This is a genomic window from Nonomuraea sp. NPDC049624 (assembly GCF_040675255.1).
GTDB lineage: Bacteria > Actinomycetota > Actinomycetes > Streptosporangiales > Streptosporangiaceae > Nonomuraea.
Map to the genome: position 1 here is coordinate 919,161 of NZ_JBFAOR010000004.1, position 24,147 is coordinate 943,307.

At 71.2% G+C, this 24,147-nt stretch carries 21 protein-coding genes; 18 read left to right on the top strand and 3 right to left on the bottom strand.

The genetic code is table 11. The annotated features are described in order from the left end of the window. Positions 1–135 precede the first annotated feature (135 nt). The 15 genes from AB0J76_RS20705 to AB0J76_RS20775 all read left to right on the top strand — a co-directional run bounded on the left by AB0J76_RS20705 (position 136) and on the right by AB0J76_RS20775 (position 16,896). On the top strand, positions 136–1,818 hold the full coding sequence (locus AB0J76_RS20705) for an alkaline phosphatase D family protein (protein WP_352322554.1): 1,683 nt from the start codon (positions 136–138) through the stop codon (positions 1,816–1,818). Positions 1,819–1,905: 87 nt separating this feature from the next. Beyond that, the gene (locus tag AB0J76_RS20710; protein ID WP_352322553.1) at positions 1,906–2,340 is read left to right on the top strand and encodes a MarR family transcriptional regulator; all 435 of its coding nucleotides are present in this window, start codon (positions 1,906–1,908) and stop codon (positions 2,338–2,340) included. Positions 2,341–2,349: 9 nt separating this feature from the next. Beyond that, on the top strand, positions 2,350–3,546 hold the full coding sequence (locus tag AB0J76_RS20715) for an MFS transporter (protein ID WP_352322552.1): 1,197 nt from the start codon (positions 2,350–2,352) through the stop codon (positions 3,544–3,546). A gap of 47 nt (positions 3,547–3,593) precedes the next feature. Then, positions 3,594–4,217 (top strand): pyridoxal 5'-phosphate synthase glutaminase subunit PdxT, encoded by a 624-nt coding sequence (gene pdxT / locus AB0J76_RS20720; protein WP_352322551.1) that lies wholly within the window; start codon positions 3,594–3,596, stop codon positions 4,215–4,217. A 3-nt stretch (positions 4,218–4,220) separates the two neighbouring features. Next, positions 4,221–4,970, top strand: coding sequence for a YebC/PmpR family DNA-binding transcriptional regulator (locus AB0J76_RS20725; RefSeq protein ID WP_352322550.1), 750 nt, complete (start codon positions 4,221–4,223; stop codon positions 4,968–4,970). 167 nt (positions 4,971–5,137) lie between these two features. Beyond that, positions 5,138–6,793, top strand: coding sequence for a sugar ABC transporter permease (locus tag AB0J76_RS20730; RefSeq protein ID WP_352322549.1), 1,656 nt, complete (start codon positions 5,138–5,140; stop codon positions 6,791–6,793). Between the two features lie 11 nt (positions 6,794–6,804). After that, positions 6,805–7,956: a GNAT family N-acetyltransferase gene (locus AB0J76_RS20735; protein ID WP_352322548.1), complete on the top strand. Its 1,152-nt coding sequence runs from the start codon at positions 6,805–6,807 to the stop codon at positions 7,954–7,956. 105 nt (positions 7,957–8,061) lie between these two features. After that, on the top strand, positions 8,062–8,583 hold the full coding sequence (gene ruvC, locus AB0J76_RS20740; RefSeq protein WP_352322547.1) for a crossover junction endodeoxyribonuclease RuvC: 522 nt from the start codon (positions 8,062–8,064) through the stop codon (positions 8,581–8,583). 77 nt (positions 8,584–8,660) lie between these two features. Continuing rightward, positions 8,661–9,281, top strand: a complete 621-nt coding sequence (gene ruvA, locus AB0J76_RS20745; RefSeq protein WP_352322546.1) for a Holliday junction branch migration protein RuvA — start codon at positions 8,661–8,663, stop codon at positions 9,279–9,281. Positions 9,282–9,329: 48 nt separating this feature from the next. Further along, complete coding sequence (gene ruvB / locus AB0J76_RS20750) at positions 9,330–10,361, top strand: Holliday junction branch migration DNA helicase RuvB (protein WP_352322545.1); 1,032 nt, start codon at positions 9,330–9,332, stop codon at positions 10,359–10,361. A gap of 218 nt (positions 10,362–10,579) precedes the next feature. Beyond that, a complete protein-coding gene (gene yajC / locus AB0J76_RS20755) occupies positions 10,580–10,960 on the top strand; it encodes a preprotein translocase subunit YajC (protein WP_352322544.1) in 381 nt (126 codons plus the stop codon). 91 nt (positions 10,961–11,051) lie between these two features. Beyond that, on the top strand, positions 11,052–12,794 hold the full coding sequence (gene secD / locus AB0J76_RS20760) for a protein translocase subunit SecD (protein ID WP_352322579.1): 1,743 nt from the start codon (positions 11,052–11,054) through the stop codon (positions 12,792–12,794). A gap of 1 nt (position 12,795) precedes the next feature. After that, positions 12,796–13,785, top strand: a complete 990-nt coding sequence (gene secF / locus AB0J76_RS20765; protein ID WP_364390129.1) for a protein translocase subunit SecF — start codon at positions 12,796–12,798, stop codon at positions 13,783–13,785. A 230-nt stretch (positions 13,786–14,015) separates the two neighbouring features. Beyond that, positions 14,016–14,534, top strand: coding sequence for an adenine phosphoribosyltransferase (locus AB0J76_RS20770; protein WP_352330551.1), 519 nt, complete (start codon positions 14,016–14,018; stop codon positions 14,532–14,534). A gap of 172 nt (positions 14,535–14,706) precedes the next feature. Next, on the top strand, positions 14,707–16,896 hold the full coding sequence (locus tag AB0J76_RS20775; RefSeq protein ID WP_352330550.1) for a bifunctional (p)ppGpp synthetase/guanosine-3',5'-bis(diphosphate) 3'-pyrophosphohydrolase: 2,190 nt from the start codon (positions 14,707–14,709) through the stop codon (positions 16,894–16,896). Between the two features lie 19 nt (positions 16,897–16,915). Here AB0J76_RS20775 and AB0J76_RS20780 read toward each other — a convergent pair whose 3' ends face one another. The 3 genes from AB0J76_RS20780 to AB0J76_RS20790 form a co-directional block, all read right to left on the bottom strand. After that, a complete protein-coding gene (locus tag AB0J76_RS20780; RefSeq protein ID WP_364390131.1) occupies positions 16,916–18,004 on the bottom strand; it encodes a cupin domain-containing protein in 1,089 nt (362 codons plus the stop codon). Positions 18,005–18,044: 40 nt separating this feature from the next. After that, positions 18,045–19,274, bottom strand: a complete 1,230-nt coding sequence (locus AB0J76_RS20785; protein ID WP_352330189.1) for a DUF349 domain-containing protein — start codon at positions 19,272–19,274, stop codon at positions 18,045–18,047. A 62-nt stretch (positions 19,275–19,336) separates the two neighbouring features. Further along, positions 19,337–20,224, bottom strand: coding sequence for a peptidylprolyl isomerase (locus tag AB0J76_RS20790; protein ID WP_352330191.1), 888 nt, complete (start codon positions 20,222–20,224; stop codon positions 19,337–19,339). Between the two features lie 123 nt (positions 20,225–20,347). Between AB0J76_RS20790 and AB0J76_RS20795 the strand changes: the two genes are divergently transcribed. The 3 genes from AB0J76_RS20795 to aspS are packed head-to-tail and all read left to right on the top strand — an operon-like array spanning position 20,348 to position 24,017. Continuing rightward, the gene (locus AB0J76_RS20795; protein ID WP_352330193.1) at positions 20,348–21,025 is read left to right on the top strand and encodes an MBL fold metallo-hydrolase; all 678 of its coding nucleotides are present in this window, start codon (positions 20,348–20,350) and stop codon (positions 21,023–21,025) included. Next, a complete protein-coding gene (gene hisS, locus AB0J76_RS20800) occupies positions 21,025–22,284 on the top strand; it encodes a histidine--tRNA ligase (protein ID WP_352330195.1) in 1,260 nt (419 codons plus the stop codon). The genes AB0J76_RS20795 and hisS overlap by 1 nt, the downstream gene beginning before the upstream one ends. Further along, positions 22,281–24,017, top strand: a complete 1,737-nt coding sequence (gene aspS / locus AB0J76_RS20805) for an aspartate--tRNA ligase (protein ID WP_364390134.1) — start codon at positions 22,281–22,283, stop codon at positions 24,015–24,017. Before hisS ends, aspS begins: the two co-directional genes overlap by 4 nt. The last annotated feature ends 130 nt before the right edge of the window (positions 24,018–24,147 follow it).

A 24,147-nucleotide genomic window follows, 5' to 3' on the forward strand; every position in this document is an offset into this window, starting at 1 on the left:
GATGAAAAGCTTCGTAAGAGGCGGCATTCGCGAAGGATGTCGCCTCTTTCGTGTTGTCCGCGGTTCACCGGCCTGTCATGAGACTCGGTCAGGCTACGGGCGTCCCTCATCCTTGATCGTCCCGAGGAGCGCACCGTGTCCCAGCTGAACCGACGGCATTTCCTGGTCACCGGCCTGGCGGCGGGCGCCGCCGCGGCGATCCCCGCCACGGCGGCGAGCGCCGAGCCGGACCCCGCCGCAGAGACCGTGCAGGCACTGGCCTCGCGCGGGCTGTCCACCGACCCGTTCACGCTCGGCGTGGCCTGCGGCGACCCCGACCACGAGGGGTTCGTGCTGTGGACCAGGCTGGCCCAGCAGCCGCTGGCCGAGGACGGCTTCGGCGGCATGCCGCAGCGCCCGTTCCCGGTGCAGTGGCAGGTCTACGCCGACGAGCGCGGGCGCCGCGTCGTCCGGTCGGGGGTGGCCGTCGCCGTGCCGGAGTGGGGGCACAGCGTGCACGTCGAGGTCGACCGGCTGAGCTCGGACCGGGACTACTGGTACCGCTTCCGCGTCGGCCCGTACGTCTCGCCCATGGGACGGGCGCGCACGGCCCCGCACCCGCTGTCCTACGGCGGCGCGCTGTCGATGGCCTTCGTCTCCTGCGCCCAGTACGAGCACGGCTGGTTCACCTCCTACCGCAGGCTGGCCGAGGAGCACCCGGACCTGGTCCTGCACCTGGGCGACTACCAGTACGAGTACACCAAGGACACCTACACCATCCCGGGCGGCAACGTCCGTGACCACGAGGGCCCCGAGACCGAGACCCTGGCCGGCTACCGCCAGCGGCACGCCCAGTACAAGGCCGACCCGGACCTGCAGGCCGCGCACGCCGCCGCGCCCTGGCTGGTCGTCTGGGACGACCACGAGCTGGACAACAACTGGGCCGACGAGGTGCCGGAGAAGCCGGAGGTGCCCCAGCCGGACTTCCCGGCCCGCCGCGCCGCGGCCTTCCGCGCCTACTACGAGAACATGCCGCTGCGCCGCACGTCGATCCCGCGCGGCATCGACATGCAGCTCTATCGGCGGATCCGGTGGGGCAGGATGGCCACCTTCCACATGATGGACACCCGCCAGTACCGCGACGACCAGGGCTGCGGCGACGGCTACCGCGACTGCCCGGCCGCGCTGGACCCGGCGCGCTCGATCACCGGCGCCGAGCAGGAGCAGTGGCTGATCGAGGGCTTCCACCGCTCGCGCGCCCAGTGGGACATCCTGGGCCAGCAGGTGTTCTTCGCCCAGCGCGACAACAACGCCGGCCCCGCCAAGATCACCTCGATGGACGCCTGGGACGGCTACGTCGCCTCCCGCCGGCGCATCACCCAGGGCTGGGTGGACGCCGGGGTCCGCAACCCGGTGGTGCTGACCGGCGACGTGCACGCCCACTGGGCCAGCGACCTCAAGCTCGACTACGACGACCCGACCGGGCCCACCGTGGGCTCGGAACTCGTGGCCACCTCCATCACCACGGGCGGCGACGGCGCGGACTCCGACCCGGCGACGCATCCGTACCTGACGATCAACCCGCATCTGAAGTTCTACAACAACCAGCGCGGATACGTGCTGACGAAGATCGAGCGCGACCTGCTCACGGCCGACTTCAAGGTCGTGCCGCAGGTGCGCGAGCCTGGGGCGCAGGCGTACACGCGGGCGACGTTCGTGGTGGAGGACCGGGTGCCGGGGGTGCGGCAGACGTACCTGCGGCCGCTGGACCCGGCGATCGGCGCCAGGAAGCAGGTGACGGTGGAGGACACCGTCCGGCTGGAGACCGAACGCCCGTAGCCCTGAGGCAGGCGGCGTCCCCGGGGGCTGGGACGCCGCCTTTTCTTCGCCCGGAATATTAGCCAGGCTAAGTTAGTTGGGCTAAGTATGAGGGACGATCCCACCCGGATGGCCGAGCAGGTCTCCAAGGTGCTGCGCCACCTGGTCCTGCTGCTGCGGCGCTCCAGCGCCGGCCAGCCCGTCACCACCCAGCAGTACGCCGTGCTCGGCTCGCTCGAGGACGGCCCGCGCCGGATGACCGAGCTGGCCGAGGAGCACGCCGTCCAGCTGCCGACCATGACCGTGCAGATCAACCGGCTGGAGTATGCGGGCCTGGTGGCGCGCGGCTCCGACCCGGCCGACGCCCGCGTCAGGACGGTCGAGCTCACCGGCGAGGGCCGCGACCGGCTGCACGCCGTGCGCCGGGCCAGGATCGCCCGCCTCGCCCAGGACCTGGCCGCGCTCACCGACGACGAGCGCGACGTGCTCGCGGCGGCCCTGCCCGTCCTGGCCAAGCTCGGCATCGACAGAACCACCCAGTAAGGGGACACCATGCACACCGGCGGCGGAATCCTGCGCCAGCCGATGTCCGTCTGGGCCACCGCGTTCGCCGCGGTCGTGGCCTTCATGGGCATCGGCCTCGTCGACCCCATCCTGCCCTCCATCGCCCAAGGACTGCACGCCACGCCCAGCCAGGTGTCCCTGCTGTTCACCAGCTACTTCCTGGTCACCGCCGTGGCCATGCTGATCACCGGCTGGGTCTCCAGCCGCATCGGCGGCAAGCGCACGCTGCTGGCCGGGCTGGCGCTGGTCGTGGTGTTCGCCGCGCTGGCCGGCACCTCCGGCAGCGTCGCCGAGCTCGTCGGCTTCCGCGCCGGCTGGGGCCTCGGCAACGCCCTGTTCGTGGCCACCGCGCTGGCCGTCATCGTCGGCGCGGCCAGCGGCGGCGCGGAGTCGGCCATCATCCTGTACGAGGCCGCGCTCGGTCTCGGCATCTCGGCCGGCCCCCTGGTCGGCGCGCTGCTCGGCGACTGGAACTGGCGGGCGCCGTTCTTCGGCACCGCCACGCTGATGGCCGCCGGTTTCGTGCTGATCGCCACCCTGCTCAGGACGGGGCCGAAGCCCGCGGTCAGGACCAGGCTCAGCGCCCCCATCCGGGCCCTGGCCCACGGCGGGCTGTCCACGACCGCCTTCACCGCCCTGTTCTACAACTTCGCGTTCTTCACGATCCTCGCCTTCACCCCGTTCATCCTGCACATGTCGCCGTACGGCATCGGCGCGGTGTTCTTCGGCTGGGGCGTCTGCGTGGCGCTGGCCTCGGTGTTCGGCGCGCCGCCGCTGCAGCGCAGGATCGGCTCGGTGAACGTGCTGCACCTGGCCCTGGGCCTGCTCGCGCTCTTCCAGGTCGGCATCGCCGTGTCAGGGACGGCCGGGGCGCACGCCGGGATCATCGTGTTCACCGTCCTGTCCGGCATCCCGATCGGGCTGAACAACACCGTCTTCACCGAGTCGGCCATGGAGGTCTCCGACGCCCCGAGGCCCGTCGCCTCGGCCGGGTACAACTTCGTGCGCTGGATGGGCGGCGCGCTGGCGCCGTTCGTCGCGACCAAGCTCGGCGAGGAGATCGGCATCGCCGTCCCCTACGTCGTCGGCGCCGTCTGCTGCGCGATCGGCATGGCCTTCCTGTACGCCCGCCGCCACCACCTGAGCGCCCTGGCCCGCGTGGACGCCGTCCAGGCCGCCGCCTGACCCTGCTTTTACGCCAGAGTGCTCTGGTAGGAAGATGCCGGGCCATCATGGTGTTGAATTGTCGGAAACCGGACCTTAACGGAAGGATCGCTGTGCCCACGATCGGTGTACTCGCTCTCCAGGGAGACGTGCGCGAGCATGCGCGCATGCTCCAGGAGGCCGGCGCCTCGGCCGTCGCCGTGCGCCGCCCGGCCGAGCTCGACGCGGTCGACGGCCTGGTGATCCCCGGCGGCGAGTCGACCACCATGTGGAAGCTCGCCGACACCTTCGACATGCTGGACCCGCTGCGGATGCGGATCAAGGAGGGCCTGCCCGCCTACGGCTCGTGCGCCGGCATGATCATGCTGGCCGACCGCATCGAGGACGGCATCGAGGGCCAGCAGACCATCGGCGGCATCGACATGGTGGTCAGGCGCAACGCCTTCGGCCGTCAGGTGGACTCGTTCGAGTCGGACCTGGACTTCGCGGGCGAACGCGTACACGCTGTGTTCATCCGTGCTCCGTGGGTGGAATCGGTCGGCGCTGACGTTCAGGTGCTGGGCACGGCCGAGCCTGGGGATAGGATCGTCGCGGTCCGTCAAGGGCCGTTGCTCGCGACCTCGTTCCACCCCGAGCTGACCGGGGACACTCGCGTGCACCGTTACTTCGTAGACATGGTGAGGGAGCTCTAGGTAATGTCCGGCCACTCCAAATGGGCGACGACGAAGCACAAGAAGGCCGCGCTCGACGCCAAGCGCGGCAAGCTGTTCGCGAAGCTCATCAAGAACATCGAGGTGGCGGCACGGACCGGTGGCCCTGACCCGGACGCCAACCCCACGCTCTTCGACGCCATCTTCAAGGCCAAGAAGAACTCCGTGCCCAACGACAACATCGAGCGGGCGCGCAAGCGCGGCGGCGGCCTGGAGGCCGGCGGCGCCGACTGGCAGACCATCATGTACGAGGGCTACGCGCCCGGCGGCGTCGCGGTGCTCATCGAGTGCCTCACCGACAACCGCAACCGCGCCGCCTCCGAGGTCCGCGTCGCGCTGACCCGCAACGGCGGCTCGCTGGCCGACCCGGGCTCGGTGTCGTACATGTTCAACCGCAAGGGCGTCGTGATCGTGCCCAAGAACGGCCTCGACGAGGACACCGTCCTGATGGCCGTGCTCGACGCGGGCGCCGAAGAGGTCAACGACATGGGCGACTCCTTCGAGGTCGTCTCCGAGGCCGGCGACCTCGTGCCGGTCCGCAAGGCGCTCCAGGAGGCCGGCATCGACTACGACTCGGCCGAGTCGAGCTTCCTGCCGACGATGAGCGTGCCGCTCGACGAGGAGGGCGCCAAGAAGGTGTTCCGCCTGATCGACGCGCTGGAGGACAGCGACGACGTCCAGAACGTCTACGCCAACTTCGACGTCTCCGACGACGTCCTGGCCGCGCTCGACTGATCCCGCGCCACCGAGGGCCCGGGGGCGCCCCCCGGGCCCTTGCTCTTTCCCGGGGCCGGTTTCCGCCTGTGACCTGGCACTTGCCGGGCTCGGGAGTGTTCGACACCAAATGCCCGCCCGGCCGTTACGCGTGCGATCGCGCCCGGACGCGGCTAGGGTCGGGCGACGTGAATTCCCCCATCCCACCGACCCCGGTCCCCGCGCCCCCGGCCGCCCGGCCCGCCCCGTCCTACCGCGCGCTGGGCTGGCTGCTGGCCGTGCCCGCCCTGCTCGGCACCCTGATCACGCTGGTCCTGCCGACGGTCCAGACGATCGTGCTCAGCCTGCACAGCGGCGGCGTGCTGCAGCCGAGCAGGTTCGTGGGCCTGGACAACTACGGCAAGGTGCTGGGCGGCGAGGAGTTCTGGCGGGCGCTGGGCTTCACGCTCTCGCTGACCGTCGGGCCGCTGCTGGTGGCCGTGGTCGTCGGGCCGCTGCTCGCGCTGGCGCTCGACCGGGGCGGCGCCCCGCTGCGGCGCGCGGGCCTGGCCGTGCTGTCGCTGGCGATCGTCACGTTCTCGCCGATCGGCGTGGCGGCGGCCTGGCTGCGGGGGACCTCGCCCGACGGTCCGGGCATCGCCACGCTGGCCGAGGGACTGCGCGACCCCGCCACGGCCCCGGGGACGCTGCGGCTCGTCGTCGTGGCCGCCACCTTTGGAGTGGTGTGCGCGCTGGCGCTGACGGCGTTCCTGCCCGCGCTGCGCGGCGGCACCGCCGGGCGCGCCACCGCCGTGGTGGCGGCGCTGGTGGCGCTGGCGACCGTCGCCGTGGGGGCGCAGGCGTTCACGATCGGCATGGCGCTCACCCGGGGCGGCCCTGAGCGCGCCACACAGACCCTGGCGGGCCTTCAGTACGACTACGCCTTCAGGATGGCCCAGTTCGGCCCTGGGGCGGCCGTCGCGGCTCTGACGGGCGTACTTCTCGGCGTGCTCGGCATCGTCGCCGTGGTCGTCGCCGTGGCCGCCCGCCTCCGCGTCACCGTGCTCCCGAAGCGGGCTCGGGGTGGAGCGTTCCCCGACTCGCCGTCCGGGCGGGCGGGGGCCGGGGGCGGCGTCGTCGGCGGTGTCGTGGCGCTGGTGTTGGTGGTGGTCGTCGGGGTGGTCTGCGCCTGGCCGTGGATCGCCGGCGTGCTCGCGGGCGGCGACGGCGCGGCCTCCGGCGGGTTGCGCGCACAGGTCAACACCTGGGTCCCCGCCGTGGCCGGCGCGCTGGTGTCGGTCGGCGTCGCCTACCTGGCCGCCCTGGGCATCGGCGGCCTGCGTCCCCTGGGCGCGCGCAGCGAGTGGCTGCTGCTGCCGTTCGCCCCCTGGCTGTTCGTCGGCACCGGCCCCCTCGGCGTGGCCGACTGGCAGAACATGCGCAACCTGCGCCTCGTGGACACCTTCTTCGCCCTGTTCCCGCCGCTGCTGGTCAGCGTCCCGGCGCTGCTGGTGCTGACGCTGCTGTGCAAGGGGCTGGCCGAGCGGAACGACAGGGACTTCTTCGGCGGCGTCCTGCTGCCGTCCCTGCCCATGGCGGGCGTGCTGGCCGGCGCCGTCACGCTGGTCAACGCCCAGGACGTGCTCTGGCCGCTGCTCGTGGCCCAGAGCCCGGAGCTGTTCACCGTGCCCGTCGCGCAGATGGGCCGGCTCGGCGGCCTCCACGGCGTCCCCGACGCCGGCGCGAGCACCCCGCTGCTCGTCGTCGCGGTCGCGCTGGCCGCCGTCGTGGCCGCCCAGCTGCGGTACCTCGACCGGCTCGCCGTCAGCGTAAACGGATCGCGACCCGCCCGTACCAGCCCGTAGGTTGAGTGGTTGTGGAAATTCGCGATCTCACCCCCGACGACCTCGACGACGTTCTCGACCTGCGTAAACGCTCCTTCGGCCCGATCTCCGGCGCGGAGGCCGAGCGGTGGCGCCACACCGTGACGCCCACCCTCGGCGAGGGCCGCTACCTGGGCGCGTTCGAGGGCGGCAGGCTCGCCGCCTCGGCCCGGCTGCGCCGCTTCACCCAGTGGTGGTACGGCCGTCCGCAGGCCATGGCCGGCGTCGCGGGGGTCACCGTCAACCCGGAGGACCGCGGCCACGGCGTCGGCACCGCCATCATGCGCGCCGTCATCGACCGCGCCGCCGCCCACGGCGACGCCGTCTCGGCGCTCTACCCGGCCACCACGCCCCTGTACCGCTCGCTCGGCTACGAGCACGCCGGAGCCCGGCACATGATCACGCTGCCCGCCGAGTCGCTGCGCCGCATCAGGCCGTCCGGCGAGGTCAAGCTGCGCAGGATGGGCCCCGGCGACGCCGCCGAGGTCGTCTCCCTGCTCCACCGCGCGCACGAGGCGGCCCGCTCCAGCGGCCCCGTCGCCTGGGACGAGAACGCCTGGCGCGTCTGGCTGTCCAACGAGGACGACTTCCTCTACCTGGCCCCCGACGGCTACCTCGTCTACCGCTGGAACGGCGACGACATGCACGTCGAGAACCTGGTCGCCGGTTCGGGGGAGACGTCCAGGGCGTTGTGGTCGATGGTGGGCAGCTCGTCGTCCATCGCCAGGAAGGTCACCGCGCCGGTCGCCCCCGACGACCCGGTGCTGTGGCTGCTCGGCGAGCGCTCCACCGACCACGTCACGCAGGTGCGCTGGATGTTCCGGGTGCTCGACGTGGCCGCGGCCGTGGAGCGCAGGGGCTTCCCAGCCGCCGTCACGGGCGGTGCCGTGGTCTCCGTGGACGACCCGCTGCGCGGCGGCGGCTGCTTCCGGCTGGAGTTCTCCGGCGGCTCAGGCACGGCCGTCCCGGCCGCCCCGGCCGACGGCGGGGCCGCGGCGCTGAGCGTGGGCGGCTTCTCCGCCCTGTACGCGGGCGTGCCCACCGCGACGCTGCGCAGGACCGGCCTGATGTCCGGCGACGACCGTCACGACGAGCTGCTCGACACGGCCTTCGCCGCCAAGCCGTACATGCTCGACTACTTCTGACCGGCCCGCCCGCCGTTCGCGGCGGGCGATTCACGGTGCGCGGCCAGCTCAGCCGGGGTAGAGTCTCGTGCCGAACAGATGTTCGGCGGCGCGGGAGGCGAACCGGTGCGGGTGATGGGCGTCGATCCGGGGCTGACCCGGTGCGGCCTGGGCGCGGTCGAGGGCCGGCCGGGCGCGCCGCTGTCGCTGGTGGCCGTCGGGGTGGTGCGCACGGGCGCCGGCGAGGAGCTCGGCACCCGGCTGGTCGGCATCGAGGCCGGCATCGAGCGGTGGCTCGACGAGGTCCGTCCCGACGCCGTGGCCGTGGAGCGCGTCTTCGCCCAGCACAACGTCCGCACGGTCATGGGCACCGCGCAGGCGGCCGGGATCGCCGTGCTGTGCGCGGCGCGGCGCGGGCTGCCCGTCGCGCTGCACACGCCCTCGGAGGTCAAGGCCGCCGTCACCGGCAGCGGCACGGCCGACAAGAAGCAGGTCGGCACGATGATCACCCGACTGCTGCGGCTGGCCGAGATGCCCAAGCCGGCCGACGCCGCCGACGCGCTGGCCCTGGCCATCTGCCACATCTGGCGCGGCGGCGCCCAGCACCGGCTGGCCGAGGCCCTGGCCCGCGCCGGCAAGGGGCGCTGACCCGTGCGAAGAGCGCGGCCTGACCGTTTCGTGAAGTTCATGGAGTTCGTGGGGTTCGTGGAGAAGGAGATCGAGTCGTGATCGCGTCGGTGGCGGGCAGGGTGGCGTCGATCGCGCCCGACGGAGCCGTGATCGAGGTCGGGGGCGTCGGGATCCTCGCCCACTGCACCCCAGGCACGCTGGCCACGCTGCGCGTGGGCGAGCAGGCCAGGCTGGCCACCTCGCTGGTGGTGCGCGAGGAGTCGCTGACCCTCTACGGCTTCGCCGGCGACGACGAGCGGGCCGTCTTCGAGATGCTCCAGACAGCCAGCGGCGTCGGCCCCAAGCTGGCGCTGGCGATGCTCGCCGTCCACACGCCCAACGCGCTGCGGGTGGCCGTGGCCGCCGCCGACCTCAAGGCGCTCACGCGGGTGCCGGGCATCGGGCAGAAGGGCGCCCAGCGCATCGTGCTGGAGCTGAAGGACCGGCTCGGCACCCCCGAGGAGGCCGTCAACGCGGCGATCGGCGGGGAGCGGCGCGCCGCCCTGTGGCGCGAGCAGGTGCATTCCGGCCTGGTGGGCCTGGGCTATTCGAGCAAAGACGCCGACGAGGCCGTGGCCGGGGTCGCGCCCGAGGCCGAGGCCGACCTCGCCGCCGGACGTCAGCCGCAGGTGGCCGCGCTGCTGAAGGCCGCGCTCCGGTCCCTCAGCGTACGATGATCATGAAGTCCGAGACGACGCCCCGGCGCGCGGGAAGGAGCGGTGGCCATGGACTATGAGCGCGAGCTGGTCTCCGCCGACGCCGGCGGCGACGAGCTGCAGATCGAGGCGGCGCTGCGGCCCAAGCGGCTGGCCGAGTTCATCGGCCAGGGCCGGGTGCGCGAGCAGCTCTCCCTGGTGCTGGAGAGCGCCATGCGCCGGCAGCGTCCGCCCGACCACGTGCTGATGAGCGGGTCGCCGGGCCTGGGCAAGACCACCCTGGCCATGATCATCGCGGCCGAGCTCAACATGCCGCTCCGCATCACCTCGGGCCCCGCCCTGGAGCGGGCCGGCGACCTCGCCGCCATCCTGTCCACGCTGACGGAGGGCGAGGTGCTGTTCATCGACGAGATCCACCGCATGGCCAGGCCCGCCGAGGAGATGCTCTACCTGGCGATGGAGGACTTCCGGGTCGACATCGTCGTGGGCAAGGGGCCGGGCGCGACCGCGATCCCGCTCGACATCGCGCCGTTCACGCTGGTCGGCGCCACCACGCGGGCCGGGCTGCTGCCGGCGCCGTTGCGCGACCGGTTCGGGTTCACCGCCCACATGGACTTCTACGAGGTCGGCGAGCTGGAGCAGGTGCTCCACCGGTCGGCGCGGCTGCTCGGCGTCGTCCTGCCCGAGGAGGGCGCCCACGAGATCGCCCGGCGGTCGCGCGGCACGCCCCGCATCGCCAACCGGCTGCTGCGCCGCGTCCGCGACTTCGCCGACGTGCGCGCCGACGGCGTGATCGACCGGGACATTGCCTCGGCTGCGCTCAATCTTTACGAAGTCGACGCCGAAGGGCTCGACCGGCTCGACCGGGCGGTGCTCGGGGTGCTGCTGCGCAAGTTCGGCGGCGGCCCCGTCGGTCTCTCCACGCTCGCCGTGGCCGTGGGGGAGGAGCCCGAGACCGTCGAGGTGGTGGCCGAGCCGTTCCTGGTCCGGCAGGGGCTGCTGGCCAGGACCCCGCGCGGCCGGGTCGCGACCGCTTCCGCCTGGACACACCTGGGTATGACACCGCCGCCGGACGCGTTCGGGGCCGCCGTTGCACCGTGATCACGAAACGGTTGCAACCATTTCAAATCGGGAACTTCCCCGCGCGCCGAATCGCTGCCTCGTTGCCGCGTTTCATAACAACCGCCTACACTCCGTGCCTTGGCTGGCTGTGTAGGCTGACGGGCTGAGCGGCGCGGCCCGAGAGCTACGCAACGGAATTTCCGGCGCGAGGCCGGTGTCAAATTCTTGAACGACTATGGAAGGTCGCCCCTATGGACATGGGACAACTCGGAAGCATCCTGCCGCTGATCCTTCTGGTGGTGGTGTTCTACTTCCTGCTGATCCGTCCGCAGCGCAAGCGCCAGCAGGAAGCGCAGCAGATGCAGAACTCCTTGACCCCGGGCGCCCGCGTCATGACCACGACCGGCCTGTTCGCCACGGTCGTCGCGGTGGACAACGAGGACGTCGTGCTGGAGGTCGCGCCCGGCATCGAGACGCGCTGGGTCAAGGCGGCCATCGGCCGTGTGGTCCAGCCCGGTGACACTCCGGTGGTGGCCGACGAGCCGGTCGCGACCGACCTCGCCGACGGTGACGCCAAGGACTCCGACGCGACCGTCGAGCCCAACGGCGATCAGGGCTCCAGCAGCAAGCAGTCCTGACTAAGCTCTGCGACAAACCCCTATCTGAGAGAATCGACGACCAGTGGCCCGACCGACCAGCCGCCACAGCCGACCAGGGCGCACGCTCTTGGTGCTGCTGGCGCTCATCCTCGCCCTGGGCGGGACGATGTTCCTGCAGAAGGCGTTCACGCCCAAGCTGGGACTCGACCTCGCCGGCGGAACGACGGTGACGTTGTCACCCGTGACCCAGTCCGGTCAGTCTCCGCCTGAAGAGATCCTCGACCGCGCGGTCAACATCATCCGCGACCGGGTCAACGGCACCGGCATCTCCGACGCGGAGGTCGCCAAGTCCGGCGACAACATCATCATCTCCATCCCGGGCGTCGGACAGAGCGAGGCCATCAAGCTGGTCGCCACCACGGCGGAGCTGCGTTTCCGCCAGGTGCTCGCCATGGAGGCCACGCAGGTCCCGCAGAACCTGACCACCGAGGCGCCCACGCCGGGCGCCTCGCCGTCCGCCAAGCCGTCCTCGACCGCCAGGCCGTCGGGCAAGCCGTCCGGCACGCAGTCGGCGACCACGCCGAGCGCGTCCCCGACGGGCAAGGCGCTGTCGTCCGCGCTGACCGCGCCGACGCCGGGCGCCACGCCCGAGGCCACGCAGAGCGGCCGCGACCAGACGGCCCAGAACGGCCAGAAGCAGAACACCAAGGGCAGGAACGCCACGCCGACGCCGTCGCCGAGCACGCCGCCCACGCAGCCGAGCCAGGACCCCAACGCCGGCATCAACACGCAGGGCATCGACCCCGCGGTGCTGCAGCAGTTCCACAAGCTCGACTGCACCGACCCCAAGAACCGCGGCCAGGGCGTCCAGGACGACCCGAACAAGCAGTACGCGGCCTGCGAGACCGACGGCAGCTACAAGTACGTCCTCGACGTCGCCAAGGTCGTCGGCACCGACATCGACACCGCCTCGGCCGGCGTGCGCCAGGGCACCGTGGAGTGGATCGTCCAGCTCGACTTCAAGAGCAAGGGCGCGGGCGAGTGGAGCAAGCTCACCACCACCGCCTACAACGCCCAGGAGCCGCGCAACAAGGTGGCGGTCGTCCTCGACGGCGTGGTCATCACGGCCCCGAACATCATCAGCCCGATCCCCGGCGGCCGCGCCGAGATCACCGGCGGCTTCGACCAGGTCAGCGCCACCAACCTGGCCGACCAGCTCAAGTACGGCGCCCTCCCGCTGAAGTTCCAGCGCAGCTCGATCGACACCGTGTCCTCGACGCTCGGCGCCGACCAGCTCGAAGGCGGCCTGATCGCGGGCATCATCGGCCTCGGCCTGGTGGTCGTCTACTCGCTGCTGTACTACCGCGGCCTCGGCATCGTCGCGGTGCTGAGCCTCGTCGTGGCCTCGATCCTGACGTACACGGCGGTGGTTGTGCTCGGCCACAACGCCGGCTTCCGGCTCTCGCTGCCGCACATCATCGGCCTGGTGGTCTCCATCGGCATCACCGCCGACTCCTTCATCGTGTATTTCGAACGCATACGTGATGAGATGAAGGAAGGTCGGCGGACGCTTCGCGCGGCCGTCGAGGTGGCCTGGGTCCGTGCCCGGCGCACGATCCTGATCGCCGACGCCGTCATGTTCATCGCCGCCATCGTGCTGTACTTCCTGGCGGTGGGCGGTGTGGCCGGGTTCGCCTTCGCGATGGGCCTGACCACGCTGATCGACATCGTGGTGGTGTTCCTGTTCACCAAGCCGTTCATCGCCCTGCTGGCGAGGCTGAAGTTCTTCGCCAAGGGGCACCCGCTGTCCGGCCTCGACGCAGAGCGCATGAGCACCGAGCCGGCCGCCACGACCACTCCGCAGGAGGCCTGAGATGGGACTGGGGCGTCGCCTCTACCGCGGCGAGATCGATGTCGACTTCGTCGGCAAGTGGAGGCTCTGGTACAGCCTGTCCGGCCTGCTGCTGGCGGTCTCCCTGGCCGGCATCCTGTTCAACGGGCTCAACCTGGGCGTCGAGTTCAAGGGCGGAACGGTCTTCACGTTCCCGGCCACCAGCGGCACCGTCGAGGAGGTCCGCGAGGACTTCCGCACCCAGGGCGCCCACCAGGTGATCGTGCAGCGGGCCCGCGACAACTGGCGGGTCACCACCGAGACCCTGACGGAGTCGACGCTCAACCAGATGCAGACGACGATCGCCAAGGAGTACAAGGTCCCGGTCAAGGACGTCAGCGTCCAGTCGATCGGCGCCTCCTGGGGCGGTGAGGTCTCCCAGAAGGCCTGGATCGGCCTGGGCGTCTTCATGCTCGCGATCATCCTGTACCTGTCGATGGCGTTCGAGCCGAAGATGGCGTTGTCGGCGATCGTCGCGCTCATCCACGACCTCGTCATCACCGCCGGCGTCTACGCCTGGTCGGGCTTCGAGGTCACGCCGGCGACGCTGCTGGGCTTCCTGACCATCCTGGGTTACTCGCTCTACGACGCGGTCGTGGTGTTCGACATGATCAAGGAGGTCACGGCCAAGCTGGGCACGACCTCCAAGATGACGTACTCGATGGCGGCCAACAACGCGCTCAACCACACGCTGATCCGATCGCTGAACACCTCGCTGGTCGCGATCCTGCCGGTGGCGGCCATCCTGTTCATCGGCACCACGCTGCTCGGCGCGGGCACGCTGAAGGACCTGTCGCTGGCCCTGTTCGTCGGCATGATCGTCGGCACCTACTCGTCCCTGTGCGTGGCCACGCCGATGCTGGTGACGCTCAAGGAGCGGGAGCCGAAGTACCAGGCCATCGCGCGCCGGCTCGCCTCCACCTCCGGCAAGGGGGCGAAGGGTTCCAAAAGCGCAGCCGTAGCGAAGGGCTGAGCCCCGTCCGTGGCTCGTCCCGGCGCCCCCGTCCGTCAGGGCGGGGGCGCCGCCGCGTTCAGGGGGGCCGTACGGCGCCGGAGGGGGCTGAGAGGCACTCGGGGCAGGACCTGTCACCGGCCGGCGTGTGAGGCCGCTCAGAGGCCGTCCGGGACGTACGGCGGTCCGAGGAGGGCCCGGAGTAGGCCATCATGGAGCGCGGCACCCACGAGGAAGGCGATGGAAGCACGATGAGCGAGCTCAGCCAGTTGATCCTGGACCGGATCAGGGACGTCCCCGACTATCCCCAGCCCGGCGTGCTGTTCAAGGACATCACCCCGCTGCTCGGCGACCCCGTCGCGATGGCGGCCGTGGTGGACGAGCTGGCCGGCCTCACCCAGGTGGACAAGATCGTCGGCATCGAGGCCAGGGGATTCATCCTGGCGGCGCCGGTGGCCTACCGGGCGGCAGCCGGGTTCGTCCCGGTGCGCAAGAAGGGCAAGCTGCCGGCCGCGACGCTGGAGGAGTCCTACGACCTGGAGTACGGCTCGGCCACCATCGAGGTGCACCGCGACGCCTTCGCGCCCGGCGACCGGGTGCTCATCGTCGACGACGTGCTGGCGACCGGCGGCACGGCCAGGGCGACCATCGAGCTCGTCGAGCGGGCGGGCGCGCACGTCGTCGGCCTCGCGGTGCTGATGGAGCTGGCTTTTCTCAAGGGACGCGAGCGTCTGCCGGCCGTCGACCTGCACTCCCTGGTGATCGTCTGAGACGGCCCGAGCGAGTCCGGGTTCACAGCCTGGATACACTGGGGGGATCTGGACTCGAACGTGAGGAGTCTGAGTGCCCCGTGATGTGGTCGCGCCCGACGTAACCGACGCTGGTAATGCCGACGCGCCCGGCGTTCCTGCGGTGCGTCGACGGCGGTTTGGGGGTGGGGCCATGAATCCGGTGCTGGAGCCGCTGTTCCGCACGGTCCGGGCCACCCATCCCAAGGCCGATCTGCGCCTGATCGAACGCGCCTACGACATGGCCGCCTACCACCACCGCGACCAGAAGCGGAAGTCGGGCGACCCGTACATCACCCACCCGCTCGCCGTGGCGACGATCCTGGCCGAGCTGGGCACCGACGACGAGACGTTGTGCGCCGCGCTGCTGCACGACACCGTCGAGGACACCGCCTACAGCCTCGACGAACTGCGCGCCGACTTCGGCGACACGATCGGCTCGCTGGTCGACGGCGTCACCAAGCTCGACAAGGTCAAGTTCGGCGACGCGGCGCAGGCCGAGACGGTGCGCAAGATGGTCGTGGCGATGTCGCGCGACATCCGCGTGCTGATCATCAAGCTCGCCGACCGGCTCCACAACATGCGCACCATGCGCTACCTGCCCGAGCACAAGCGCCACCAGAAGTCCCGCGAGACGCTGGAGATCTTCGCGCCGCTGGCCCACCGGCTCGGCATGAACACGATCAAGTGGGAGCTGGAGGACCTCGCGTTCGCCATGCTCTACCCCAAGCGCTACGACGAGATCGCGCGCATGGTCTCCGAGCGCGCGCCGCGGCGCGACCTGTTCCTGCAGGAGGTCATCGAGAAGGTCTCCGGCGACCTGCGCGAGGCCAAGATCCGCGCGGTGGTCAAGGGCCGGCCCAAGCACTACTACTCCGTCTACCAGAAGATGATCGCCCGCGACGTCGCCTTCGACGACATCTACGACCTGGTGGGCATCCGGGTCCTGGTCGACAGCGTGCGCGACTGCTACGCGGCGCTGGGCACGATCCACGCGCGCTGGAACCCGGTCCCCGGCCGGTTCAAGGACTACATCGCGATGCCCAAGTTCAACATGTACCAGTCGCTGCACACCACGGTGATCGGCCCCGAGGGCAAGCCGGTCGAGCTGCAGATCCGCACCCACGCGATGCACCACAGGGCCGAGTACGGCGTGGCCGCCCACTGGAAGTACAAGGAGGAGGTCGGCGCGCCGGGGCCCACCGGCAAGGTCAAGCCGGGCAGCGACATGGCCTGGCTGCGCCAGCTCCTCGACTGGCAGAAGGAGACCTCCGACCCGGGCGAGTTCCTGGAGTCGCTGCGCTTCGACCTGTCGGTCTCCGAGGTCTACGTGTTCACCCCGAAGGGCCAGGTCATCGCCCTGCCCGAGGGCGGCACGCCGGTCGACTTCGCCTACGCCGTCCACACCGAGGTCGGCCATCGCTGCATCGGCGCGCGCGTCAACGGGCGGCTGGTGCCGCTGGAGTCGCGGCTCGGCAACGGCGACACGGTCGAGATCTTCACCTCCAAGTCGCCCGACGCCGGGCCGTCGCGCGACTGGCTGAAGTTCGTCAAGTCCGGCCGGGCCCGCAACAAGATCCGGCAGTGGTTCTCCAAGGAGCGCCGCGAGACCGCGATCGAGGCGGGCAAGGAGGCCATCGGCCGCGCCATGCGCAAGCAGGGCCTGCCGCTGCAGCGCCTGATGTCCGGCGAGGCGCTGCTGGCGCTCGCCCGCGACCTGCGCTATCCCGACGTCTCGGCGCTGTATGCGGCCGTGGGGGAGGGGCACATCGCCGCGCAGGCGGTCGTGCAGAAGCTCGTGGCCTCGATCGGCGGCGTGGAGAGCGCCGAGGAGGACATCGCCGAGACGTCCCTGCCGACCCGGCTGCGCGGCCGTCCGCGCGGCGGCGGCGCGGGTGTGGTCGTGGCGGGCGACGCCGACGTGTGGGTGCGCCTGTCCAAGTGCTGCACGCCGGTGCCCGGCGACGAGATCGTCGGCTTCGTCACCCGCGGCCACGGCGTGTCCGTGCACCGCGCCGACTGCACCAACGTCCAGCAGCTCAGGGAGCAGCCCGACCGGCTGGTCGAGGTGAGCTGGTCGCCCGGCGACGACAGCGTGTTCCTGGTGGCCATCCAGGTCGAGGCCCTCGACCGGCCGCGCCTGCTGTCCGACGTCACGCGCACCCTGTCCGACCAGCACGTCAACATCCTCAGCGCGTCCGTGACGACCTCGCGCGACCGGGTGGCGATCAGCAAGTTCACCTTCGAGATGGGCGACCCGAAACACCTGGGCCACGTGCTCAAGGCGGTGCGCAGCATCCAGGGCGTCTTCGACGTCTACCGGGTGAGCGGCGCCGGCAGCTGAGCGGCCGGCCGGTGGCGGTTCAGCCCTTCAGGTCCGGCAGGTTGACCACGATCGCCTCCTGCGTGCTGCGCGCGATCACCACGACGGCCTCCCGTTCGGGGTCGGGGTTCTCCTCGCGGTGCGGGGTGTAGGGCGGCACGTAGACGTAGTCGCCGGGGGCCGCCTCGATGCGCCGCTCGCGGCCGTCCTGGAGGAAGACGAAGCGCGGCGTGCCGCTGACGACGTAGATGGCGGTCTCGGAGGCGCCGTGATGGTGGTCGGAGGAGCGGGTGGCGGGCGCGACGTGCGTCTGGCCCATCCACAGGGCCGAGGAACCGGCCGTGGCCCCGCTGACGGCGGCCAGCCTGCGCATCCCCGCGCTCTGGGCCGTGTCGCCCGACAGCGCGTCTGAGGCGATGTGACGCAGCGGAAGGTGGAACGGGTCGCCTTCGGCCCGGTAGCCCTCCCACAGACGCCCTCCGGCCCGTTCCAGGACGCCTGAGGCCACCGAGGTCAGCAGTGCCGGGTCGGAATGGGCCGCCAGCAGCTCGTCGGCCAGCGCCGGGTCGTGCCCGCGCAGCTCGCGCAGCAGCCACTTGCCGTTGCCGCGCCACCGGCCGCCCACGTCGAGGGCCAGCCTGGCGGTCTCCTGGACCACCTGCCAGCGGATGAACAGCTGCTCGCCGGGGTCGGTCGCGCCGGCCAGGTCGTCGAGCAGGTCGGACAGGGCGTACCGGGCCTGGTCGGCGCGGGCGGCGGCCAGGCCGCCGGGACCGGCGGCCAGCCGGTCGCCGAGCGCCGCCTGAAGGTCGCTGGCCCGGCCGCCGGTGCGGTCGACCAGCACCGCGCCGTCGGCGCACATGCGGGCCACGCCCGGCTTGCGCTCGGCCAGGTCGCGGTCGACGTAGGCGTCGAGGCTGGTCTCGCTGTGGACGTACAGCTCGACGGGCCAGCCGTGCCAGCGCAGGGACTCGCGGTAGGGCACGGCCAGCCCGTCGAGCACCACCACGACGTCGAGGTCGGAGGTGCTGGTGCGGCGCTCGGTGAGCACGCTGCCGCCGACGAAGGCGTACAGGGCGCCGGGGAACAGCTCGTCGACGAGGGCGCGCGCGACGCTGACGGGGTCCATGCCGTCAGCGTAGGACCCCGGCCGCCTTCCGAAGATCGGTTCAGCTGAACTCGGTCAGCGTGCGCTCGGCCTCCTCCAGCCACGAACGGCGGGCGACCAGCGCCTCCTCGGCCTCCTTGACGTCCTTGGCCCGGCCGGCGGCCTGCGCCTTGGCCAGCCGCTTCTCCAGCTGCTCGATGGAGGCGCGCAGCTGGTCGACCGTGCTCTGGGCGCGGGCCCTCGCCTCGGGGTTGGACCGCTTCCACTCGGCGTCCTCGGCCTTGCGCACGGCCTCGTCGATCTTGCGAAGCCCGCCTTCGAGCCGGTCGCGCTGCTCGCGCGGCACCGGTCCGGCGGCCTCCCAGCGCTCCAGGACGTGCCGCAGCGCGGCCCTGGCCGTGCGCGCGTCGGTGACGGGGAGGATCTTCTCGGCCTCGGCCAGCAGCTCCTCCTTGACCTCGGCGTTGGCCGCCAGCGAGGCGTCGCGCTCGGCGAAGACCGCCGAACGGGCCTGGAAGAACTGGTCCTGGGCGGCCTTGAAGCGGCCCCACAGCTCGTCCTCGGCCTCGCGCGAGGCGCGCCCGGCGGTCTTCCACTGCTGCATCAGCTCGCGGTAGATCGCCGCGGTCGTGCCCCAGTCGGTGGAGCCGGCCAGGGCCTCGGCCTCGGCGACGATGCGCTCCTTGGCCGCGCGCACGCCCTCGCGCTGCTCGTCCAGGCCCGCGAAGTACTGCTTGCGGCGCTTGGCGAAGGCCGTACGGGCCGCCGACAGGCGCTTCCACAGCGCGGCCTCGGTGACCCGGTCGATCCGGTCGGCGGCCTTCCACTCCTCGACGAGCTGGCGCAGCCGTTCGCCGCCTGTCTTCCAGTGGGTGGTCTCGTCGGCGATGCGCTCGGCCTCGTCGACGATGCGCTCCTTGACCACCCTGGCCTCGGCGCGCGCCTGGTCGCGGGCGGCCTTGACCTCCTCGCGGCGATGCCCGACCAGCTCGGTCAGGCCGTCGAGGCGGGCCGTCAGCGCGGCCAGGTCGCCCACGGCGTGGGCGTCGGCGACGGCCTCGCGCAGCTTGGCGATGCTCGCCTCGGCCTGCGCGGGCGCCAGGTCGGTGCCCTTGACCCGCTGTTCGAGGAGCTGTACCTGGCCGGACAGCTCGTCGTACTTGCGATGGAAGTAGGCCAGTGCCTCTTCGGGTTCACCGGCCTGCCAGGAGCCGACGGCCCGCTCTCCCTCAGCCGTACGCACGTAGACGGTGCCGTCGTCGTCTACCCGGCCCCACGGGTCGGTGCTCACCGTGTCCTCCCGCACTATCCATCAGACCCTTCGGGACTACTTCGTCCCTAGTTTGTATTACGTCAGCTCTTGCCGGCGATTGTCACGTCTTTGATTTCGAGGGTTTGCTTCGGTGCTCCGGTCCCATCTCCCATGTCAGCGATGACGCCCGCTTTGTTCACCTTGTCCAGGATGTCGAGCCCCTTGGTGATCGTACCCACCGGCGTGTAATCCGGGGTGAGTCCGAGATCGCCGTAAACGAGGAAGAACTGGCTTCCCGTGCTGCCCGGCGCCGAGGTCTTCGCCATCGCCACCGTGCCGCGCTTGTACGTGGCCCCCTGGAGGTTCTCCTCGGCCATCACGTAGCCGGGGCCGCCCGCGCCGTCCTGGCTCTTGCCGTCGGCCTTGGCCGTCGGGTCGCCGCACTGCAGCATGGGGAACTTGTCGCTGCCGAGCCGGTGGCACTTGCTGCCGTCGTAGAACTTCTTGCTCGCCAGGAAGGCCAGCGAGTTGGTCGTGCACGGCGCCTTGGCGTTGTCGAGCTCGATCACGATGTCGCCCAGGTTGGTGTCGAGCGTCATCGTCTTCTTGGCCGGCTCGGTCTTGACCTTGGCCGGCGGCATGCCGACGTCCTTGACCTGGCCGCCGGCGGCCTCCTTGACGTAGTCGCAGGTGCCGGTCGCCGCGTTGTACGGCTTGGGCCCCGTGCTGGCCGCGGCCGACGCGGTGTCCTGCGGGGCCGAGGCCGAGGGCGAGGCGGACGCCTCGGTCGTCGAGCCGCCGCCGCCGAGCAGCGCGACCGCGGCCACGATGCCGCCCACCACGACCACCACGCCGACCGTGGAGCCGATGATCGCGGTGCGCTTGGCCTTCTGCTCGCGCTCGATGCGGCGCTGCATCTGCCGCTCGTAGTGCTCACGTGCCAGCTGCTTCTGCCGGTCCTTGCCCGTGGCCACCGCTTTGCCTCCCATAGTCAATCAACTGAGGTGGGCGAATCGTATCGGCCAATGGGTAATGATTCGCAGCCCGGCGACCCGCACCGGTACCCTTCGGTTACATTCCCATTGGCTTTTCGACGAGATCACCTGAGGCAGATGCTCATCGCAGGCTTCCCCGCAGGGGCCCTCCAGACCAATTGTTACGTCGTCGCGCCCGCGGCCGGCGAGGAGTGCGTGATCGTCGATCCGGGCCAGGACGCGGCCGAAGGCGTCGACGAGCTGCTGCGCGAGCACCGGCTCAAGCCGGTCGCGGTGCTGCTCACGCACGGCCACCTCGACCACGTGTGGTCGGTCGCCCCCGTCTGCGGCGCGCGCGACGTCCCCGCGTGGATCCACCCCGACGACCGCCACCTGCTGAGCGACCCCTCGGCCGGCTGGGGCGGCGGCGTCTCGCTGTTCGGCGACATCAGGCTGAGCGAGCCCGACGACGTGCGCGAGCTGTCCGACGGCGCGGCGCTCAGCCTGGCGGGCCTCGATCTCGTGGTCGACCACACCCCCGGCCATACCAGGGGGTCGGTGAGCTTCCGGCTGCCCGGCGACGAGATCATGTTCTCGGGCGACCTGTTGTTCGCCGGCTCCATCGGCCGCACCGATCTTCCCGGCGGCGATTACCCGACCATCCTGAACAGCCTGGCCACCAAGTGCCTGCCGCTGCCTGACGATACGGTCGTCCTGCCGGGCCACGGACCACAGACCACGATCGGCCGCGAGCGCGCCACCAACCCTTACCTGAAGGAAGCGGCGCCGCAGGCCGGTCCCACACGAGGGATCTAATGAGCTTCCAAGCACCCAAAGGCACCTTCGACTGGCTGCCGCCCAGCTCCGAGGCCATCCTGGCCGTGCGCGAGGCGCTGGCCGCGCCGCTGAGGCAGGCGGGCTACGGCTACGTCGAGACCCCCGTCTTCGAGGACACCGAGCTGTTCAAGCGGGGCGTGGGCGAGTCCACCGACGTGGTGTCGAAGGAGATGTACACCTTTCCCGACAAGGCGGGCAGGTCGCTGACGCTGCGTCCCGAGGGCACCGCGTCGGTCGTGCGCGCCGTGCTCCAGCACAACCTGCACAACGGGCAGCTCCCGGTCAAGCTGTGGTACTCCGGCAGCCAGTTCCGCTACGAGCGTGCCCAGAAGGGCCGCTACCGCCACTTCTGGCAGGTCGGGGCCGAGGCCCTGGGCTCCGAGGACCCGGCGCTCGACGCCGAGCTGATCCTGCTCGGCGCGCGCGGCTTCGCCTCGCTCGGGCTCCGGCAGGTCAAGCTGCTGGTCAACTCGCTGGGCGACAAGAACTGCCGGCCCGCCTACCGGGCCGCGCTCCAGGACTTCCTGCGCGGGCTCGACCTCGACGAGGAGACCAGGGCCCGCATCGACATCAACCCGCTGCGGGTGCTCGACGACAAGCGGCCCGAGGTGCAGGCCCAGCTCACCGGCGCGCCGCTGGTCGTCGACCACCTGTGCGCCGCCTGCAAGGCCTACCACGAGGAGGTCCGCTCGCTGCTGACCGCCTCGGGCGTGGCCTTCGAGGACGACCCGCGCCTGGTGCGCGGGCTCGACTACTACACGCGCACCACGTTCGAGTTCGTGCACGGCGGGCTCGGCTCCCAGTCGGCCGTCGGCGGCGGCGGCCGCTACGACGGGCTCAGCGAGATGCTGGGCGGCCCGCCGTTGCCCAGTGTCGGCTGGGCGCTCGGCGCCGACCGCACCTACCTGGCCATGGAGTCCGAGGGTCTGCTCGGCGAGGCCGCGCCGGGCCGCGTCCAGGTGTACGGTGTCCCGCTGGGCGACGACGCGCGCCGCCGCATGTTCCTGCTCGTCTCCGAGCTGCGCGAGGCGGGCGTCAGCGCCGACATGGCCTTCGGCGGCAAGGGGCTCAAGGGAGCGATGAAGGGCGCCGACAGATCCGGCGCCCGCTTCGCGCTGATCCTGGGCGAGCGAGACCTCGCGGCCGAGGCCGTGCAACTGAAGGACCTGACCACCGCTGAACAGACCCAGGTGCCGCTGGCCCAGGTCGCCGACGTTTTGAAAGGGAAAGTGCAGTGATCCGCACGCATACGGCCGGGTCGCTCCGGAAGGAGCACGCCGGGCAGCAGGTGACGCTCGCAGGATGGGTGGCCCGCCGCCGTGACCACGGCGGCGTGGTCTTCATCGACCTGCGCGACGCCTCCGGCTCGGCGCAGGTGGTCTTCCGCGAGGAGGACCACGCCCACGACCTGCGCGCCGAGTACTGCGTGCAGGTGGTCGGCCAGGTCAGGGTGCGCCCGGAGGGCAACGAGAACCCCGAGCTGCCCACCGGCGCGATCGAGGTCGTGGCCGAGCGGGTCGAGGTGCTGAGCGAGTCCGCGCCGCTGCCGTTCCCCATCGAGGGCAACGTCGGCGTGTCGGAGGAGGCCCGGCTCAAGTACCGCTACCTCGACATCCGCCGCCAGCAGGTCGCCGCCGCCATGCGCACCCGCTCCAAGGCCACCTACCTGGCCAACGAGGTGATGCACGAGCTCGGCTTCGTCTACGTCGAGACCCCGACGCTGACCCGCTCGACCCCCGAGGGCGCGCGCGACTTCCTGGTGCCGGTCCGCCTGCAGCCCGGCAACTGGTACGCCCTGCCGCAGTCGCCCCAGCTGTTCAAGCAGCTGCTGCAGGTCGCCGGCCTGGAGCGCTACTACCAGCTCGCCAAGTGCTACCGCGACGAAGACCTGCGGGCCGACCGCCAGCCCGAGTTCACCCAGATCGACGTCGAGATGTCCTTCGTCGACCAGGAGGACGTCATCGAGGTCGGCGAGAAGCTGGTCGGCCGCCTGTGGCGGGAGATCCTCGGCTACGAGATCCCCATGCCGCTGCCGCGCATGACCTACGCCGACGCCATGGCCCGCTACGGCTCCGACAAGCCCGACCTGCGCTTCGGCCAGGAGCTCGTGGAGATGACCGACTACTTCTCGGCCACCTCCTTCCGCGTCTTCCAGGCCGACTACGTCGGCGCGGTGGTCATGCCGGGCGGCGCCTCGCAGACCCGCAAGGAGCTCGACGGCTGGCAGGAGTGGGCGCGCAGCCGCGGCGCCAAGGGCCTGGCCTACGTGCTGGTCCAGGAGGACGGCACGCTCGGCGGCCCGGTCGCCAAGAACCTGTCGGAGCAGGAGCTGTCCGGCCTGGCCGCCAAGGTCGGCGCCGCCCCCGGTGACGCGATCTTCTTCGCCGCCGGCGCCCGCTCGGCCTCCCGCGACCTGCTGGGCGCGGCCCGCCTGGAGATCGGCCGTCGCTGCGGCCTGATCGACGAGTCGCAGTGGTCGTTCCTGTGGGTGGTCGACGCCCCCATGTTCGAGGAGGACGGCGAGGGCGGCTGGACGGCCGTGCACCACCCGTTCACCGGCCCCAAGCCGGAGTGGGCCGACAACTTCCAGGACCACCCGGGCGAGGCCCTGGCCTACGCCTACGACATGGTCTGCAACGGCATGGAGATCGGCGGCGGCTCGATCCGTATCCACCGGGCCGAGATGCAGCAGCGGGTCTTCGACGTGCTCGGCATCTCCAAGGAGGAGGCCGAGAGCAAGTTCGGCTTCCTGCTGGAGGCGTTCAAGTACGGCCCGCCCCCGCACGGCGGCATCGCCTACGGCTGGGACCGGATCTGCATGCTGCTGTCCGGCGGCGACTCGATCCGCGACGTGATCGCGTTCCCGAAGACCGCCTCCGGCTTCGACCCGCTGACCGGCGCGCCGACGCCGATCACGGCCGACCAGCGCAAGGAGGCGGGCGTCGACGCCCAGCCCAAGTCCGAGTCCTGACACGACGACGGCGGGCGCCCCCCTTCGAAGGGGGGCGCCCGCCCTGCGGGTAACCGAGCAAACACAAGCGGACCGGCATGAAGAAGATCTGGTTGTTCTGCGCGGGCGAGCCCCCGGGGCCCACCATAAA